This window comes from Aminobacter sp. 01T433 (assembly GCF_056398585.1).
The window spans coordinates 99,892-117,331 of record NZ_JBFTPR010000001.1; the positions used below are offsets into that span (position 1 = coordinate 99,892).

Below are 17,440 nucleotides of genomic sequence, written 5' to 3' on the forward strand. Positions count from 1 at the left end.
AGAGCGGCACTGCTGTTTTCGAACCCGGCTTGTTCGAAAACCGATTCCGCTTCTCCGGCTCATGCACTAAGGACGTGTTGGTGTCACAAACCTCGCGTGGCATCTGATATCCCGGCGGAGTTGGCAAAGCATGGATCTTACATTCGATCTCGGACGCGGGCCCGCGTCTTTCGGACATCGGTTTCTTATCGGCCTGCAGCCCGGGCATGTGCTTGGCGACAAGGACAAGCGGCTTCTGTCGCTGCTGAAGCCAGCGGGCGTCGTGCTGTTTCGTGCCAATTTCCTTCCCGATGCGCCCTATGAGGATTGGCTGGAAAGCCACGCAAGGCTGCTTGCCGATGTGCGCGAATATATCGAGCGTGACGAAGTCATCATCTCGATCGACCATGAGGGCGGCGGCGTGCTGCGTCCGCCGGCACCGATCACGCCTTTTGCCTATGCGCGTGAGTGGCCCAAGCAAGCCGCCGATGTCGGCAAGGCGATGGGCATCGAGCTGCGGTCGCTCGGCTTCAACGTCAATTTCGCCCCCGTCGTCGACGTCAATTCGAACCCCGCCAATCCGGTCATCGGGCAACGCTCGTTCGGCACGACGCCGCAGGATGTGGTGCCAGCGGCGCGCGAATTCCTCGACGCCCTTCAGGCTGAGGGCGTCTTGGGCTGTCCCAAGCATTTCCCCGGGCATGGCGACACGGCTGTCGATTCGCATTATTCGCTGCCCGTCATCGACGTCGATCCCAAGACGTTCCGCAGCCGCGAACTCGAAGCGTTCCGCCATTTCAACGATGCCGCCACGCGCATGATCATGACGGCGCATATCGTCATTTCGCAGATCGATCCCGGCATCCCGGCGACGATGTCGAAGGTGATCCTTCAGGATATCCTGCGCAAGGAACTCGGCTACGAAGGCGTGGTGGTCAGCGACGATCTCGGTATGAAGGCGATTTCGGAGCGGCTGGACAGGCCCGAGACGACGACCAGCATCATCAACGCCGGCTGCGATCTTTTGTGCATGTGCGCCTACTGGGCCGACACCGAGATCATCCTGCGCATGATCGACCATATGTCCGCCGGTCTGAAGGCGGGCGTGATCAAGGAAAGGGCGCTCGAACAGTCGTTCACCCGCGTCGCGGGGCTGTTGTCGGATCTACCCAACCACAAGGTCGAAGCGCTTGGAGAGGAGACCTTCCAGCGCCACGCATCGGTCGCCCCGCTGCGCGCGCGCTCGCTGCCGGCTAATCACGGCGGCGCCACCAAGATCTAGCTTGGGAAGTGGAGGCCGCCGGTGCCGGGAAGGGGGCAGAGGATAAGGTTGATTGGACCGCCCAGGCACGGTTTCGTCACGGCATGGATCCCCGAGATCTTCGCACTCGCTCCGCTCGCGCTTCGACTCGAGGATGACGAGCTTCATCAGACTCTTCCGCAAATCTCCACGGTTTGCGACTAGCGGCGTGTCCCCATGCCTTCGTCATCCTCGGGTCGAAGCACGAGCGAAGCGAAGTGCGAAGATCCCGGGGATCCATGCCGTGAGATAACCGCCTCACTACGGCCCAGGTCAGCCCTTGGCCCCCGCGATGGACCCGCGCACCACCAGATCGACCGGCCAGACCTCGCCGCGCGCGCCGTCCTCCAGGCCAGAAATCCGTGCCGCCAGCCGCTCGGCCACGCGTGCTCCTGCCGCGCGGATCGACGAGCGCGTCGTGGTCAGCGGCACCGAAAAATGCTCGGGCCTCAGCCAAGGGAAGACGTCGTCATGGCTCACCAGCGACAGGTCGCCGGGCAGCGACAGCTTGAGGTCGCGCGCCGCGCGCACCACACCGAGTGCCATGATCAGGCTCGAACAGACGATCGCCGTCGGCGCATTTGACGCCTCCAGCAAGGCGCGCGCCGCGCGGTAGCCGTTCTCTTCGGTCATCACCAGCGAGCGAATGTGGCTGGGCTCGAGCACCAGCCCGCTTTCCGACAGCGCCCGCCTGACACCGCGCTCGCGGAAGATGGCGAAGGTCTGGGTGTCGTCGCCATTGATCAATCCAACGCGGCGATGGCCAAGCTGGATCAGCAGGCGCGTCGCGTCATGGAAGGCACCTTCATTGTCGATGTCGATGAACGGATAGTCGAAATCGAGCCCCTCGCTGCGGCCATGCACGATGAAGGGGATGCCGAGCTGGTGGGCAAGTGCCACGCGTTTGTCGACGCTATAGGGGGCCGAGATGTAGAGCGCGTCGACCTGCTTGTTGGCGACGATGCGCCGATAGGTCGTCTCTTCGTCCAGCGCATCCGCCGGGCTCAGCACCAGGTCGAGCTCGTGGCCCCGGGCATAGTCGCCAAGGCCGGAGAGAAACTCGACGAAATGCGGGTCGATGTCGACTGATGCGCCCGTCGGCATGACGTAGCCGATCATGCCGGCCTTGCCGGTCGCCAGCCTGCGCGCGCTCGGGTTCGGCCGGTAGCCGTGGCGCTTGGCGGCGTCCGTGACCCTGCGGCGCGTCTCTTCGCTGACCTCGGGATAGCCGTTCAGCGCACGGCTCACCGTCGTCTGCGAAAGTTCGAGCATCAGCGACAGCTGCTTGAGGTTCACCTCGGCTCCCATTCCCAAAGCGCTTTAAATCAGGCTTCGCCCGGGCGTCGGGCAAACAAGGCGCTTCAAGCCAGCGAGAATAGGCGCCGACTTTCTTGCTTTGAAGCGAAAATTGCAAATGCAGCACAAAAAAGCATGTTGCAGCGCACATTCGTACAGTTCTTAAATCGATTAGCCTGCCGATGCTCTTGACTCTTTTCGATTCCAGTGGCGTGATGAACAAATCCAAAGCGCTTTGAATTGCCGTTGCGTGATGTGGTTGCAGCTTGCGCAAGACTGGGGCACAGTTCGGGGCGGTGCAGGCGGGCGGAATGGAGGTTCCGTCCGGAGTTTTCGATCCACTGGGAGGAAGACCATGAGGAAGACCCTGTTGCTGGGCGTGGCTTTTGCTGCCGTTGCCCTCAGCGCGCCCGCGTCAGCGGAGCTGAAGTTCAAGCCGGGCGAGGATGCCCGTTTCACCTGGGCTAATTTCGACGAACTCAAGAAGGTCGATTTGAAGGGCGAAACGCTCTCGATCTTCGGCCCGTGGCGCGGCGAAGATGAAGCGCTGGCGCGTTCGGTGCTCGACTATTTCAGCGAGGCCACCGGCGCCACCGTCAACTATTCGTCGTCTGAGAATTACGAACAGCAGATCGTCATCGACACGCAGGCCGGCAGCCCGCCCAACATCGCCATCCTACCGCAGCCCGGCCTGATCCAGGATCTGGCCTCCAAGGGCCTGCTCACCCCGCTCGACGAGGGCACGGCCAATTTCGTCAAGGAAAACTACGGCGCTGGCCAGTCCTGGGTCGATCTCGGTACCTACAAGGACAAGGATGGCAAGCCCGGTTTCTATGGCTTCCCCTTCAAGGCCGACCTGAAGTCGCTGGTCTGGTACGTGCCGGAGAACTTCGAGGAAGCCGGCTATACCGTTCCCAAGACCTGGGAAGAGATGCAGGCCCTGACCGACAAGATCGTCGCCGACGGCGGCGTGCCGTGGTGCATCGGCCTTGGATCCGGTGGTGCCACCGGCTGGCCGGCCACCGACTGGGTCGAAGACATCATGCTGCGCACCCAGGCGCCCGACGTGTACGACAAGTGGACCAAGAACGAGATACCGTTCAACGACCCGGCGGTGGTCAACGCGCTCGACATCTTCGCCAAGATCGCCACCAACGACAAATATGTCGACGGCGGCAAGGCAGCGGTTGCCGCGACCGACTTCCGCGACAGCCCCAAGGGCCTGTTTGCGGTTCCGCCCAAGTGCTACCTGCACCGCCAGGCGTCGTTCATCTCGTCCTTCTTCCCCGAAGGCACCAAGCTTGGCGAGGGTGCGGACTTCTTCTACCTGCCGCCCTTTGCCGCCAAGCCTGAGCTTGGCAATCCCGTGCTCGGCGGCGGCACGCTGTTCACCATCACCAAGGACTCCAAGGCAGCGCGCGCCTTCATCGACTTCCTGAAGATGCCGCTTACCCATGAGATCTGGATGGCGCAGTCGGGCTTCTTGACCCCGCTCAAGACGGCCAACAAGGACGCCTACGCCAATGACGCTCTGAAAAAGCAGGGCGATATCCTGGTCAACGCCTCGACCTTCCGCTTCGATGGTTCCGACCTGATGCCCGGCAAGATTGGTGCAGGCGCCTTCTGGACCGGCATGATCGACCTGGTCGGCGGCAAGCCGGCAAACGATGTCGCATCCGACATCCAGAAGAGCTGGGACGCGATCAAGTAAAGGGTTCAGCTAGTCCCCTCGCCTTGCCGCTTCGCGGACGCCTTCCCCTTGTCGGGGGAGGCGCCGGTGGCCCCGACCCGGTCCCCCCTCCCGCCGGGAGAGGCGCCCCGGCGTGTCGCGGAGCGCGGGTGAGGGGACTTCCTTCCGACACTGGCAGTCTGCTCGAAACAGCCCGTTGAAAAGGGACTGATCTCATGACGGCACAGATACTTTCGGCCATTTTCACCATCATCATCGGCGTCGGCGGCTGCGTCGTCTACTACTGGGGCGCCAACAAAATCCTCGACACGGTCTTTCCCTCGCGCGGCGTCTCCGGCGCTGCTGCCGTCGACAATCTGCGCCGCCAGGGCCTGATCCGGCCATGGCTGTTCGTCGGCCCGGCCATGCTGATCGTCACCGTCTATCTCGTCTATCCGGTGATCGAAACGCTCAGGCTCTCCGTCATGGACCGCACCGGCCAGAATTTCGTCGGTCTCGCCAATTACAGCTGGGCTTTCGGCGACCGCGAATTCCGCAACTCGATCTTCAACAACCTGCTGTGGCTCGCCGTCGTTCCTGCCGCCTGCACCTTCTTCGGCCTGATCATCGCCGTGCTCACCGACAAGATCTGGTGGGGCAACATCGCCAAGAGCCTCGTCTTCCTGCCGCTCGCCATTTCGTTTGTCGGCGCCAGCGTCATCTGGAAATTCGTCTACGAATATCGCGCTGAAGGCCAGACCCAGATCGGCATCCTGAATGCCGCCGTTCAGTATCTCGGCGGCAATCCGCAGGTGTGGATATCGACGCCGTTTTGGAACAATTTCTTCCTGATGGTCATCCTGATCTGGATCCAGACCGGCTTTGCCATGGTCATCCTGTCATCGGCCCTGCGTGGCATTCCCGAAGAAACCATCGAGGCGGCGGTCATCGATGGCGCCAATCCGTTCCAGATCTTCTGGAAGATCATGGTGCCGCAGATCTGGGGCACCATCGCGGTGGTCTGGACCACCATCACCATCCTCGTGCTCAAGGTCTTCGACATCGTCCTGACCATGACCAACGGGCAGTGGAACAGCCAGGTGCTGGCCAATCTGATGTTCGACTGGATGTTTAGGGGCGGGGGCGATTTCGGCCGTGGTGCGGCCATCGCAGTCATCATCATGCTCGCCGTCGTTCCGATCATGATCTGGAACATCCGCCAGGCCAATCGTGAAGGCGGGGGAGGACACTGACATGGCCAGTGCAAGCGGAAGGTCTCTCATCAGCCGCTTCGGCGTTCACCTCGCGGTGCTGGTCTTCGTCGCGATCTGGACCATTCCGACGCTCGGCATCCTGGTAAGCTCGCTACGCGACAAGGACCAGCTCATCGTTTCCGGTTGGTGGACAGCACTCTCCACCTCCTCGCAAACCGAGGCCGGCCGCACCGACGCCGCCGACAAGCAGGTCGAAAAAGACGGCAAGTTCCTGATCATGGGCAACCTGTTTGGCGCCGGCGATGCCCGCACGCTGACTGCCTTCGGCACCAAGGCGCAGCAGCCCACGCAATATGCGGCAGGTGCTGTCGCCGATCTCGGCGATGGGGTGACCCTTCAGGTCAATGATGATGGCTCTTATGTGCTGTCGTCGCCCAAAGCGTTCGAGAGCACACGTGGCCAGCGTGTCTATTTCTCGGCTTCGGCGCCGCCGCGCTTCACCACCGACAATTACCGCACGGTGCTGTTTTCCGAAGGCATTGGCCGCTCTTTCATCAACTCGCTGACGGTGACCATTCCTGCGACGATCATCCCGATCCTGATCGCCGCCTATGCAGCTTATGCGCTCGCCTGGATGCGCTTTCCCGGTCGCGCGCTGCTAATCGCCGTCATCATCGGCCTGCTCGTCGTGCCGCTGCAAATGTCGCTGATCCCGCTGCTCAAGCTCTACAATGGCGTCGGGCTGTTCTTCGGCGTTCCGGCCAAGACCTATCTCGGCATATGGCTGGCGCATACCGGATTCGGCCTGCCCTTTGCCATCTACCTCTTGCGCAGCTACATCGCCGGCCTGCCGCGCGAGATCATGGAGTCGGCCCGCATCGACGGCGCCAGCGACTTCGAGATCTTCGTCAAGATCGTGCTGCCGCTGTCCTTCCCGGTGCTCGCCTCCTTCGCGATCTTCCAGTTCCTGTGGGTCTGGAACGATCTTCTGGTGGCGATGGTGTTCCTGGGCTCTGGCTCCGACCAGCTGGTGCTTACCGGCAAGCTCAACGCGCTGCTTGGCTCGCGCGGCGGCGACTGGGAAATCCTCACCACCTCGGCCTTCGTCACCATCATCGTGCCGTTGATCGTGTTCTTCTCGCTCCAACGTTATTTCGTCCGCGGCCTGCTCGCGGGCTCAGTCAAGGGAGGCTAGCTCCATGCAGGCCGCAATGCGCAAAAACGAAAACCCTGAGACCGCTGTCGACCGCGACTGGTGGCGGGGGGCGGTGATCTACCAGATCTATCCCCGCAGCTTCCAGGATTCGAACGGCGACGGCATCGGCGACCTCAAGGGCATCATCGAGCGGCTGCCGCATATCGCCGAACTGGGTGCGGACGCGGTCTGGATCTCGCCCTTCTTCAAGTCGCCGATGAAGGATTTCGGCTACGACATATCAGACTATCTCGACATCGATCCGATGTTCGGCACCCTTGCCGATTTCGATGCGATGATCGCGGAAGCCCATCGCCTCGGCCTCAAGGTGATGATCGACGGCGTCATCTCGCACACCTCCGACCTGCACCCTTGGTTCAAGGAAAGCCGTTCGAGCCGCGACAATGCCAAGGCTGATTGGTACGTCTGGGCCGACGCCAAGCCGGACGGCAGCCCGCCCAACAACTGGCTGTCGATCTTCGGCGGTTCTGCCTGGCAGTGGGACACGCGCCGCATGCAGTATTACCTGCACAACTTCCTCGCCGAGCAGCCCGATCTCAACTTCCACAACCGCGACGTCCAGGACGCGCTGCTCGATGTCACCCGCTTCTGGCTCGAACGCGGTGTCGACGGTTTCCGTCTGGACACGATCAACTTCTACTTCCACTCGGCCGGGCTCGAAGACAATCCCGCACTGCCGCCGGAACAGCGCAACGACCAGACCGCACCTGCGGTGAACCCTTACAATTTCCAGGATCACATCTACGACAAGAGCCGGCCTGAAAACCTCGAATTCCTCGCGCGTTTCCGTGCCGTGCTCGACGAGTATCCGGCAGCCGCAGCTGTCGGAGAAGTCGGTGATTCCCAGCGCGGGCTTGAGGTCGTGGCGTCCTACACCGCCGGCGGCGACAAGGTGCAGATGTGCTATGCCTTCGACTTCCTGGCGCCGGAAAAGATCACCGCCGCCAAGGTCCGCACCGTGCTCGAAGACTTCGGCAAGGCTGCCAGCGACGGCTGGTCGTGCTGGGCGTTTTCCAACCACGACGTCGTCCGCCACGCCTCGCGCTGGGGCATGGGCGAGGCCGACCGCACCGCTTATCTCAAGGTGATCTCGGCGCTGATGATGTCGCTGCGCGGCTCGGTCTGTATCTACCAGGGCGAAGAGCTCGGCCTCACCGAAGCCAGCCTCGCCTTCGAGGATTTGCAGGACCCTTACGGCATCCGCTTCTGGCCGGAATTCAAGGGCCGCGACGGTTGCCGCACGCCAATGGTCTGGAACAAGGACGCCAAGAACGGCGGCTTCTCGTCAGCCAAGCCATGGCTGCCGGTGCCGGCGGATCATCTGGCCAAGGCGGTCGACACGCAGGAAGGCGATGCGGCTTCGCTGCTCGAACATTACCGCCGCTTCCTTTCCTTCCGCCGTGCGCACCCAGCCCTTGCCAAGGGCGACATCTCGTTCCTGAAAGCCGAAAACGACACGGTCGCCTTCACCCGCCGCGAGGGCAACGAGGAGATCGTCTGCGTCTTCAATCTTGGCAGCACAACAGCTAACGTCGACCTCGGAGGTCGAGGTCTGCAGCCCCTGGCTGGGCATGGGCTCGATGGAAATGCAAATGCCGGCGCAGTTCGGCTCGGTGGCTACGGCGCCTGGTTCGGGCGTTTCGTCTGACCGCCGGAAAGAAAAATCTGGGAGGAAACCATGGCCGATCTATCGCTCAGGGACGTCAAGAAGTCTTACGGCAATCTGCACATTCTCCACGGCATCGACCTCGACATCAAATCGGGCGAGTTCATCGTCTTCGTTGGCCCCTCGGGCTGCGGAAAGTCGACGCTGCTGCGTTCGATCGCAGGGCTTGAGGAGATCAGCGGCGGCACGCTGGAGATTGCCGGCGAGAAGGTCAACGACATCCCGCCCTCCAAGCGCGGCATCGCCATGGTGTTCCAGTCCTATGCGCTCTACCCGCACATGACCGTCTACGACAACATGGCCTTCGGCATGAAGATCGCCAAGGAGAGCAAGGCCGAGATCGACAAGCGCGTGCGCGCCGCGGCCGAAATCCTGCAGCTGACCAAGTATCTCGACCGCCTGCCCAAGGCGATGTCGGGCGGCCAGCGCCAGCGGGTGGCCATCGGCCGCGCCATCGTGCGCAACCCCAAGGTCTTCCTGTTCGACGAGCCGCTGTCCAACCTTGATGCGGCCCTGCGCGTTGCCACCCGCATCGAGATCGCCAAGCTCAAGGAGTCGATGCCCAACACCACCATGATCTACGTCACCCACGACCAGGTCGAGGCGATGACGCTGGCCGACCGCATCGTCGTGCTCAAGGACGGCCGCATCGAGCAGGTCGGCACGCCGATGGAGCTCTACAAGCACCCCGGCAACCTGTTCGTCGCCCAGTTCATCGGCTCCCCGGCGATGAACATCGTTGGCGGCACGATCGACAGGACGGGCGAGACCAGCCTGGTCAGCCATGTCGGCGGCCACAAGACATCGGTGCCGGTGGCAACCCCTGCCGAGGCCCAGGGCAAGGCCGTCAGCTTCGGCGTGCGGCCCGAGGACCTCTATGTCGCGACCAGCGACGACTATCTGTTTGAAGGGCTTGTCGATTATGTCGAGCAGTTGGGCGAAGTCCAGCTGGTTTATGTCGACATCGGCCGCGCCGACCAGCCGCTGGTGGCCAAGCTTCCGGGCAATGTCGAGGTCAAGCGCGGCGCGGTGATCCGGCTTGCCGCCAGCCCCAACGAACTGCATATCTTCGACGGCGACGGCCATTCGTTTGCCCGTCGCCGGCTGAACGCTGCGGTTTCCTGAGCGGACCTCAATCCGCCGGCATCACCTGCCGCTCTCGAAGCACTGTCCGGCGCTTCGAGATGAAGAAAGCAGCGACGAAGGTCAGGCTCATCAAAAGCACGATTGTCGGTGCCGGCGCGCTGTCGATGAAGAAGCTGAGATAGACGCCAAAGAAGGAAGAAAGCACCGCTACCAGCACCGACACCATCAGCATGCGCTCGAAGCGGTCGGTGAGCAGGTAAGCGATGGCGCCGGGCGCGATCAGCATGGCAATGGCGATGATGATGCCCACCGCCTTCAACGCGCCGACGATGGTCAGCGACAGGATCGACAGCAGCCCGTAGTGCAACAGCTTTACCGGCAGGCCGATGGCCTGCGCGTGCTGCGGGTCGAAGGCGTGCAGCAACAGATCGCGGCGAAACAGGCCGATCGCTCCGGTGGCGATCAGCGCGATCACAGCCGTCTGGCCGACATCGCTCCAGCTCACACCCAGCATGTCGCCGAACAGGATATGGTCGAGATGCACGTCGGTCTGGATCTTGGTGTAGAGAACGATGCCAAGACCGAACATGCCGGAAAAGACGATACCCATGACGGTGTCTTCCTTGATCCGGCTGTTTTGCTTGAGATAGCCGGTCGCAAGCGCGCAGGTCATGCCGGCGGCGAAGGCACCCACCGCTAGCGGCAGGCCGGCGATGTAGGCCAGCACCACGCCGGGCAGCACGGCATGGCTGATGGCATCGCCCATCAGCGACCAGCCCTTGAGCACCAGGAAACACGACAACAGCGCCATCGGTACCGCGACCAGCAGGGCAATAACGAATGCCTGCTGCATGAACGGAAAGGCGAAGGGGAAGGTGAGTGTTTCGATCATGGCTGCACCACATAGGTCGGCGCTCCACGCCACCCCCCTCTGGCCTGCCGGCCATCTCCCCCGCAAGGGGGGAGATTAGTCTCGTCCTCGGCGGTGCCTCGTCCTGCGGCGTCGTATGGACAGGATAAGCTATGCGACACTGGCGATTGGGCGCTACGCCGATGCAGGCCTGATCTCCCCCCTTGCGGGGGAGATGGCCGGCAGGCCAGAGGGGGGTGGGAAGGAATGAGACCCATCATCATATCCCCGCCTCCAGTTCCAGCCTTGCCCGCCGCCGCGATGCCAGCAGCCCGTGCTTGGGGGCGAAAACAAACGCGACCAGGAAAATCAGCGTCTGCGCGACTACGATAATGCCGCCCGTCGCGCCGTCGAGGAAATAGCTGGCATAGGCGCCGACGAAGCTGGTCACGCTGCCGATGGCGACGCTGATGACGATCAGCCGGGGGAAGCGGTCGGTCAAAAGATAAGCCGTAGCGCCTGGCGTCACCACCATGGCGATGACGAGGAAGGCGCCGACGGTTTGCAGTGCCGCAACCGTCGAGGCCGACAGCAGCATGAAGAACAGCACCTTGAGCAGATCTGGCCTGAGCCCGATCGACCGCGCGTGGTTTTCGTCGAAAAAGGCGACCATCAGGTCCTTCCATTTGGCAAGCAGGATGGCGAGCGAAATGCCGCCGATCAGCACCAGCTGCAGCGTGTCTGAAGGCGTGATCGCCAGGATGTTGCCGAGCACGATGGTCTGGATGTTCACCGAGGCCGGCGACAGCGAGATCATGAACAGCCCAAGCCCGAAGAACGAGGTGAAGATCAGCCCGATGATGGCGTCTTCCTTAAGCTTGGTGCGCTGGTTGAGGAACAGCATCGCGCCCGCCGCAAGCCCGCCTGAGATGAACGCGCCGAGCGCAAATGGCAGGCCGAGCATGTAGGCGCCGGCAACGCCGGGCACGATGGAATGCGAGAGCGCGTCGCCGATCAGCGACCAGCCCTTGAGCATGAGATAGGCCGAAAGGAAGGCGCAGACGCCGCCGACAAGGGCGGACACCCACATGGCGTTGAGCATGTAGCCGTAGCCGAACGGCTCCAGGAGCGTGGCGATCATTTCTTGCGCCCGCCCTTCTTGGCCGCAGCGTCTTTTTCGGCGTCGTCGCCATAGATGACGAAGGGGCGCTCGTCGTCGGTCAGCACTGTCACCTGTCGCGTGTCGGCGGCGTCCTGGTGCAGTTCGGACCCACCGAGGATGAACTGGCGCAGCACCCCGCCAAAGGTCCTTTCGAGATTGGCCTTGGTGAAGGTTTCCGCCGTCAGCCCCGAGGCGAGAACGGTGCGGTTGACCAGCACGGCGCGGTCGCAGAAACGCGGCACCGAGCCCAGATTATGCGTCGACACCAGCATCACCCGGCCTTCGTCGCGCAGGCCCTGCAACAGCGTGATGATCGCCTCTTCGGTGCGCACGTCGACACCGGTGAACGGCTCGTCGAGCAGGATGACCTCGCCCTGCTGTGCCAGTGCCCGGGCCAGGAAGACGCGCTTCTTCTGTCCGCCGGAAAGCTCGCCGATCTGGCGCTTGCGGAAATCCGCCATGCCAACGCGCTCGAGCGCCGCATCCACCGCCTCGCGGTCGACAGTGCGGGTCATGCGGAAGAAGTTCATGTGGCCGTAGCGGCCCATCATCACCACGTCTTCGACCAGCACCGGAAAGTTCCAGTCGACGTCCTCGCTCTGCGGAACATAGGCGACGAGGTTCTTCTTCAGTGCCTCGCGCGCCGGCTCACCGAAGATCGAAACGCTGCCGGTGGCGAGCGGCACGAAACCCATGATCGACTTGAACAGGGTCGACTTCCCTGAGCCGTTGACGCCGACAAGGGCAGTGATGGTGCCGCGTGGAATGGCGAAGGAGGCATTGCGAAGGGCGGTGTGGCCGTTGCGGTAGGTGACCGAGATGTTGTCGACGCGCAGGCCTTCGCCTGACAGCGCTGCGGTGGCGGGGCGCCCCTTCAGCGGCACATTCATTGGGCGAGCCCCTTGACGATGGTTTCGGTGGTGACCCGCATCAGGTCGAGATAGGTCGGCACCGGGCCGCTGGCATCGCTCAGCGAGTCGACATACAGCACGCCGCCATATTTGGCGCCCGTTTCCCGCGCGACCTGCTCGGCCGGTTTCGACGACACCGTGCTTTCGCTGAACACGGCAGGAATGTTGTTGGCCTTGACGAGGTCGATCACCTTGCGCACCTGCTGGGGCGTGCCTTGCTGGTCGGCATTGATCGGCCAAAGATAAACCTCCTTCAGGCCGAAGTCGCGCGCCAGATAAGAGAACGCGCCTTCGCTGGTGGCAAGCCAGCGACGCTGCTCTGGAATGGTCTCGATCGCGGCATGGATGGGCGCGACCGTCGCCTTGATCTTGTCGGCATAGGCTGCGGCGTTTTTGGCGTAAGCCTCCGCGTTCTTGGGGTCCTTGGCGGCAAACGCCTTGCGGATATTTTCGACATAGATCAGTGCCGCTTCTGGCGACATCCAGGCATGAGGGTTGGGCTTGCCGGTATAGGGTCCCTCGGCGATGCCCATGGGCGCGACGCCATCCGACACCACGGCTTCGGTCACGCCGTCGAGATTGTCGAAGAACTTTTGGAACCACAGTTCGAGGTTGAGCCCGTTCCACAGCACAAGGTCGGCCTTTTGGGCGCGGATGATGTCGCCCGGCGTCGGCTGGTAGTTGTGGATCTCGGCATTGGGCTTGGTGATCGATTCTACCTCCGCCGCGTCGCCGGCGACGTTGCGGGCGATATCGGCGATCACGGTGAAGGTGGTGACCACCTTCATCTTGCCGCCCGCTTCGCTTTCTTGCGAGCAGGCCGAAAGTCCGAGCATGGCCGCTGACATGGCGATGGCGGCAAGGGCAGTGCGAAAGGCTGTCATGGAAATCCCGTACGAGAACGCCGCACCGAACGGGCGGCAGCTACGATGCCTTACCTAATGGCAGCTCGCACGCTTGTCAATGCAATTGCAAATCGTTTGCAACTGAGTGCGTGAAAACGCTGCGCCGATGCCTTTTGAACACCAGCTCGCATCCAATCCAGCGTTCGCGCGTTGTCGTTTGCCAATTCCAACCAAGGAGAACGATCGTGTCAGCCACCTCGGGAATTCGCGAGCATATGGAAGTGATCGGCGCCGACGGCGTTCACATCGGCACTGTCGACAAGGTCGAAAACGGCCGCATCAAGCTGACCAAGCAGGATGGCGGCGAAGGCAGGCATCGTGGCCACCATCACTACATTTCCACTGCCCTTGTCGCCGAAACAGAAGGCAACAAGGTGCGCCTGTCGGCCAATGCCGATGTCGCGGTGACCTTCGAGGAAGAGGGCAAGTCGGGGTAGTTGGGTGCCTGCTTGACGCAGTTCGCAGCTGAAGGTGGAGCATCCAGACGCGCGCCGATAGGCCGGAAGTACAAGGCAAGGAGGACGGCGGATTTGTGGAACGGTTCCCCACGCGCACATTCTTCTGGCGGCTTGAGGTGTTGCCTGCGATGTCTCGTTCCTTCCCACCCCCCTCTGGCCTGCCGGCCATCTCCCCCACAAGGAGGGAGATTAGTCGCATCCACGGCGGCGCCTGTCCTGCGATCTAGTAGAAAATGAACGCAGCGACGTTGGTGATTGGCCAGGAGGCCAATGAAGGCGTGATCTCCCTCCTTGTGGGGGAGATGGCCGGCAGGCCAGAGGGGGGTGCGAAGAAATGAGACGTGGAAGATTTGCCTGACAGCGCAGCAACAGCTTGCCACCACTGCCCGTTTTTCCACGCCCTCCGAACCTGCCGTATCATCATCGCCAGTTCTCTCCCATGGGAATGCCGGGCGCGAAGGTGATCTGCGAGGACAAGCGCCCCTTCTCCTGGGGATGAACGCACACATAATCTTTTGCAACTGGGTGTCATCTGGCACATAGTCGGGCCATGACGAAGACTGCCACCAAGCCCGGATCCATGAAGCCCGACTACGAAAAAGCGCTGCGCAAGGCGGGCATCCGCATCACGCGTCCGCGCAAGATCATCCTGGGCATTCTGGGCGAGACCGAGGATCATCCCGACGCGCTCGAAATCTTCCGCCGGGCCGAGACCATCGACAAGAGTATTTCGCTGTCCACCGTCTACCGGACGATGAAACTCCTGGAGGAAATGGGTGCGATCCATCGCCATGCCTTCGAGGGCGGGCCGTCGCGTTTCGAGCAGGCCGGCGGCGATCATCACGACCACCTGATCGACATGGATACCGGTGACGTCATCGAGTTCCGTTCGGACCGCATCGAGCAGCTGCAGCAGGAAATCGCCCGCCAGCTTGGCTATGACATCGTCCACCACAGGCTCGAGCTTTACGGGCGTCGCCGCAAGGATTAGCCCGGCCGCGCCTTTGGCCAAGGCACGACGAGTTGATCGCCACCACGATGAGCGTGCCGGGCCGCGAGTTGACCTTGGCCCGGGCACGGTCAATCATGCCGCCGCTTCTGGCACGTGAAATCAGCAGACGGGATAACGACCATGGAAAAAGCCGAAATCGGACTGATCGGATTGGGCACGATGGGCTCGAACCTGGCGCTGAACATCGCCGAAAAGGGCCACCGCATCGCCGTCTTCAACCGCACGCCTGCCCGCACGCAAGCGTTTGTCGAATCGGCTGGCGCGCTGCGCGATATGGTCGTGCCATGTGGTTCGATCGAAGAACTTACCGCTGCCATTCGCCCGCCGCGTCCTGTCATCATCATGGTGCTGGCGGGAACCCCCGTCGACGAACAGATCGCAGCACTGCGCAGTGTCATGTCGGCCAACGACATCATCATCGATGCCGGCAACGCCAATTTCCGCGACACCATGCGCCGCTTCAAGGAGCTTGAGGGCTCGGGCCTGACCTTCATCGGAATGGGCGTTTCGGGCGGCGAGGAGGGCGCGCGCCACGGCCCCTCGATCATGGTCGGCGGCACGCCCGAATCCTACAAGCGTGTCGAAGGCGTGCTGACCGCGATCTCGGCCAAATTCAAGGGTGAGCCCTGTGCCGCCTGGCTCGGCACCGATGGCGCCGGCCATTTCGTCAAGACCATCCACAACGGCATCGAATATGCCGACATGCAGATGATTGCCGAGATCTACGGCATCCTGCGCGATGGGCTCGGCATGAAGCCGAAAGAGATCGCCCCGGTTTTCGCCGGCTGGAACAAGGGCCGTCTTGAATCCTATCTGATCGAGATCACCGCCTCCGTGCTCGAAGCCGACGACCCCAAGACCGGCCGGCCCGTGGTCGACATCATCCTCGACCGCGCTGGCCAAAAGGGCACCGGCAAGTGGTCGGTGATCGAAGCCCAGCAGCTTGGTATTCCTGCAACCGCTATAGAAGCGGCGGTCGCGGCGCGCGTGCTGTCGTCGATGAAGGACGAACGGCTGGCCGCGGAAAAGGCCTATGGTGCCAACACGCTCAAGTTTGCCGGCGGCAAGGACGAGGTGCTTCACGATCTCGAACTTGCATTGTTTGCAGGCAAGATCGCCGCCTATGCGCAGGGCTTTGCGGTCATGGCCGCAGCCTCCAAGGAGTTCGGCTGGAACCTGCCGATGCCGACGATCGCCAAGATCTGGCGCGCCGGCTGCATTATCCGCTCGCAGTTCCTCGACACCATCGCCGAAGCCTTCGGCAAGGCCGACGCATCGACTAATCTCCTGATGGTGCCGGCCTTTGTCGAGATGATGGGCAAGGCGCATCCCTCGCTGCGCCGCATCGTCGCCCGCGCCGCCGAAGCCGGCCTGCCGGTGCCGGCATTGTCGTCAGCACTTGCTTATTTCGACGGCTATCGTCAGGGCCGCGGTTCGACCGACCTGACCCAAGCGCAGCGCGACTTCTTCGGCGCCCATGGCTTCGAGCGCATCGATGCGCCGGGCGCGTTCCATGGCCCGTGGGGCAGCGGAAACTAAGCCTCGTAGGCCTCGACGGCGCTTGGCTTGCTCAGGCTCTGCAGCGAGGCGATGTCGCGGCCGGCGATGCGGCCGAGAACGGCGCGGGCAAGCTCCGCGCCGGCCAGCCTGACATCTTCATTGACGACATAAAGCTGCGGACGAAGCAGATGTAGCAGCTTTGACGACTGCTTGGAGACGATGTCGACATCCTGGCCGAGCTTGAAGCCGGCATCCTCGACACCTGCGACAAGCGCAAATGTGCCGGCGCCCGCGCCGCTGACAAAGCCGTCGGGACGGTTGGGCCGGCGCATCAGATCGGCGGTGAGCTTGCGGATATCTTCGATCGAGTGATCGACCGTGGCGGTGGGGAACGGGACTTCGCTCAAGCCATTGTCCATCAGCGCGTCGGCAAAGCCATCGCGCATGTGTTGGTAATAGCTGAGATTGGAAGGCGGGGCGAGCAAGGCCAGCCGCTTGCGCCCGAGGCTCGCCAGCTTCTTCACCGCTTCGACCGAGTAGGCATAGTTGTCGAAGTCGTGGAACGCATGCTCGATGCCCATATGCGTGCGGCCATGGGTGGCGAAGGGCATGCCGCGTTCGGTCATGTAGCGTACGCGCTTGTCGTCGGGTTCGGTGCGCGAAATGATGACGCCGTCGGCGGAGGCCGTGTCGACGACATAGCGCACCGGCTCAAGCGGGTCGTTGTTGCGCGAATAGGGAGTGACGACGAGGTGATAGGGCGTCTGCGCCAGGGCTTCGGAGATGCCGTAGATCAGGTCGGAAACGAAGCCGCCGATCTGCTCTTCGGTGTTGAGCACTAGGCTGATGACATTGGTCTTTCCGGTTCTGAGGCGCACGCCGGCGCGGTTGGGCCGATAGCCGATCTGGCGGGCGACAAGCTGCACGCGCTGCCTGGTTGCCGCGCCGATTTCAGGCGCATCCTTCAGCGCGCGCGAGACCGTGGTGACACCAAGACCGGTCATGAAGGCGATGGTCTTCAGCGTCGGCGGGTTGGCTTCGCCGGCGGTCGCCTGCTCCGCATTTTCGTCCGGCGGTGTCTTGTCGTTCATGGCCATGCCCGCCGTATTCCCTGCTCGGCGCATATCGCATTTGCATCATGAACCTTGCAAGGGTGTACCGCAACACCTGTAACGTTTCAGATTGTACCGATTTTCCTTGGATCTGGCCGTCATCG

At 62.5% G+C, this 17,440-nt stretch carries 15 protein-coding genes; 9 read left to right on the top strand and 6 right to left on the bottom strand.

What is annotated here, in order from left to right; translation table 11 throughout:
• Positions 1–130 precede the first annotated feature (130 nt).
• Entirely contained in the window at positions 131–1,261 is a 1,131-nt protein-coding gene (locus AC1DLV_RS00500) for a glycoside hydrolase family 3 protein (RefSeq protein ID WP_476836089.1), read from the top strand.
• A 291-nt stretch (positions 1,262–1,552) separates the two neighbouring features.
• On the opposite strand, the gene AC1DLV_RS00505 is transcribed toward AC1DLV_RS00500, so the two are convergent.
• On the bottom strand, positions 1,553–2,575 hold the full coding sequence (locus AC1DLV_RS00505; RefSeq protein ID WP_476800498.1) for a substrate-binding domain-containing protein: 1,023 nt from the start codon (positions 2,573–2,575) through the stop codon (positions 1,553–1,555).
• A gap of 355 nt (positions 2,576–2,930) precedes the next feature.
• Between AC1DLV_RS00505 and AC1DLV_RS00510 the strand changes: the two genes are divergently transcribed.
• From AC1DLV_RS00510 to AC1DLV_RS00530, 5 genes are all read left to right on the top strand, one after another.
• Complete coding sequence (locus AC1DLV_RS00510; RefSeq protein ID WP_476800497.1) at positions 2,931–4,286, top strand: ABC transporter substrate-binding protein; 1,356 nt, start codon at positions 2,931–2,933, stop codon at positions 4,284–4,286.
• Positions 4,287–4,480: 194 nt separating this feature from the next.
• On the top strand, positions 4,481–5,497 hold the full coding sequence (locus AC1DLV_RS00515; RefSeq protein WP_476800496.1) for a carbohydrate ABC transporter permease: 1,017 nt from the start codon (positions 4,481–4,483) through the stop codon (positions 5,495–5,497).
• Between the two features lies 1 nt (position 5,498).
• Positions 5,499–6,653: a carbohydrate ABC transporter permease gene (locus tag AC1DLV_RS00520; RefSeq protein ID WP_476800495.1), complete on the top strand. Its 1,155-nt coding sequence runs from the start codon at positions 5,499–5,501 to the stop codon at positions 6,651–6,653.
• Positions 6,654–6,669: 16 nt separating this feature from the next.
• Positions 6,670–8,322, top strand: a complete 1,653-nt coding sequence (bglA, locus tag AC1DLV_RS00525; protein WP_476800494.1) for a beta-galactosidase BglA — start codon at positions 6,670–6,672, stop codon at positions 8,320–8,322.
• A gap of 30 nt (positions 8,323–8,352) precedes the next feature.
• Positions 8,353–9,465 carry an ABC transporter ATP-binding protein gene (locus AC1DLV_RS00530; protein ID WP_476800493.1) on the top strand — a complete coding sequence of 371 codons (1,113 nt, stop codon included), beginning with the start codon at positions 8,353–8,355 and terminating at the stop codon, positions 9,463–9,465.
• A 7-nt stretch (positions 9,466–9,472) separates the two neighbouring features.
• Here AC1DLV_RS00530 and AC1DLV_RS00535 read toward each other — a convergent pair whose 3' ends face one another.
• From AC1DLV_RS00535 to AC1DLV_RS00550, 4 genes are all read right to left on the bottom strand, one after another.
• The gene (locus tag AC1DLV_RS00535) at positions 9,473–10,318 is read right to left on the bottom strand and encodes a metal ABC transporter permease (protein ID WP_476800492.1); all 846 of its coding nucleotides are present in this window, start codon (positions 10,316–10,318) and stop codon (positions 9,473–9,475) included.
• Positions 10,319–10,556: 238 nt separating this feature from the next.
• A complete protein-coding gene (locus AC1DLV_RS00540; RefSeq protein WP_476800491.1) occupies positions 10,557–11,417 on the bottom strand; it encodes a metal ABC transporter permease in 861 nt (286 codons plus the stop codon).
• Positions 11,414–12,328: a manganese/iron ABC transporter ATP-binding protein gene (locus AC1DLV_RS00545; RefSeq protein ID WP_476800490.1), complete on the bottom strand. Its 915-nt coding sequence runs from the start codon at positions 12,326–12,328 to the stop codon at positions 11,414–11,416. Before AC1DLV_RS00545 ends, AC1DLV_RS00540 begins: the two co-directional genes overlap by 4 nt.
• On the bottom strand, positions 12,325–13,185 hold the full coding sequence (locus AC1DLV_RS00550) for a metal ABC transporter substrate-binding protein (RefSeq protein ID WP_476800595.1): 861 nt from the start codon (positions 13,183–13,185) through the stop codon (positions 12,325–12,327). Before AC1DLV_RS00550 ends, AC1DLV_RS00545 begins: the two co-directional genes overlap by 4 nt.
• 254 nt (positions 13,186–13,439) lie before the next feature.
• On the opposite strand from AC1DLV_RS00550, the gene AC1DLV_RS00555 reads away from it, so the two are divergent.
• From AC1DLV_RS00555 to gndA, 3 genes are all read left to right on the top strand, one after another.
• Positions 13,440–13,691, top strand: a complete 252-nt coding sequence (locus tag AC1DLV_RS00555) for a DUF2171 domain-containing protein (protein WP_476782471.1) — start codon at positions 13,440–13,442, stop codon at positions 13,689–13,691.
• Positions 13,692–14,262: 571 nt separating this feature from the next.
• Positions 14,263–14,703, top strand: coding sequence for a Fur family transcriptional regulator (locus AC1DLV_RS00560; RefSeq protein WP_476800489.1), 441 nt, complete (start codon positions 14,263–14,265; stop codon positions 14,701–14,703).
• A 141-nt stretch (positions 14,704–14,844) separates the two neighbouring features.
• Positions 14,845–16,263 carry an NADP-dependent phosphogluconate dehydrogenase gene (gene gndA / locus AC1DLV_RS00565; protein WP_476800488.1) on the top strand — a complete coding sequence of 473 codons (1,419 nt, stop codon included), beginning with the start codon at positions 14,845–14,847 and terminating at the stop codon, positions 16,261–16,263.
• Here gndA and AC1DLV_RS00570 read toward each other — a convergent pair.
• Positions 16,260–17,321, bottom strand: coding sequence for a LacI family transcriptional regulator (locus AC1DLV_RS00570; protein ID WP_476836090.1), 1,062 nt, complete (start codon positions 17,319–17,321; stop codon positions 16,260–16,262). The two genes, gndA and AC1DLV_RS00570, sit on opposite strands and share 4 nt — an antisense overlap.
• Positions 17,322–17,440: the final 119 nt, after the last annotated feature.

What these genes read in the sequence shown, in the direction of transcription:
- AC1DLV_RS00500 (WP_476836089.1), top strand. Translation starts at nt 131, where the DNA reads ATGGATCTTACATTCGATCTCGGACGCGGGCCCGCGTCTTTCGGACAT.
- AC1DLV_RS00510 (WP_476800497.1), top strand. Translation starts at nt 2,931, where the DNA reads ATGAGGAAGACCCTGTTGCTGGGCGTGGCTTTTGCTGCCGTTGCCCTC.
- AC1DLV_RS00515 (WP_476800496.1), top strand. Translation starts at nt 4,481, where the DNA reads ATGACGGCACAGATACTTTCGGCCATTTTCACCATCATCATCGGCGTC.
- AC1DLV_RS00520 (WP_476800495.1), top strand. Translation starts at nt 5,499, where the DNA reads ATGGCCAGTGCAAGCGGAAGGTCTCTCATCAGCCGCTTCGGCGTTCAC.
- bglA (WP_476800494.1), top strand. Translation starts at nt 6,670, where the DNA reads ATGCGCAAAAACGAAAACCCTGAGACCGCTGTCGACCGCGACTGGTGG.
- AC1DLV_RS00530 (WP_476800493.1), top strand. Translation starts at nt 8,353, where the DNA reads ATGGCCGATCTATCGCTCAGGGACGTCAAGAAGTCTTACGGCAATCTG.
- AC1DLV_RS00535 (WP_476800492.1), bottom strand. Translation starts at nt 10,318, where the DNA reads ATGATCGAAACACTCACCTTCCCCTTCGCCTTTCCGTTCATGCAGCAG.
- AC1DLV_RS00540 (WP_476800491.1), bottom strand. Translation starts at nt 11,417, where the DNA reads ATGATCGCCACGCTCCTGGAGCCGTTCGGCTACGGCTACATGCTCAAC.
- AC1DLV_RS00545 (WP_476800490.1), bottom strand. Translation starts at nt 12,328, where the DNA reads ATGAATGTGCCGCTGAAGGGGCGCCCCGCCACCGCAGCGCTGTCAGGC.
- AC1DLV_RS00550 (WP_476800595.1), bottom strand. Translation starts at nt 13,185, where the DNA reads ATGCTCGGACTTTCGGCCTGCTCGCAAGAAAGCGAAGCGGGCGGCAAG.
- AC1DLV_RS00560 (WP_476800489.1), top strand. Translation starts at nt 14,263, where the DNA reads ATGACGAAGACTGCCACCAAGCCCGGATCCATGAAGCCCGACTACGAA.
- gndA (WP_476800488.1), top strand. Translation starts at nt 14,845, where the DNA reads ATGGAAAAAGCCGAAATCGGACTGATCGGATTGGGCACGATGGGCTCG.
- AC1DLV_RS00570 (WP_476836090.1), bottom strand. Translation starts at nt 17,321, where the DNA reads ATGGCCATGAACGACAAGACACCGCCGGACGAAAATGCGGAGCAGGCG.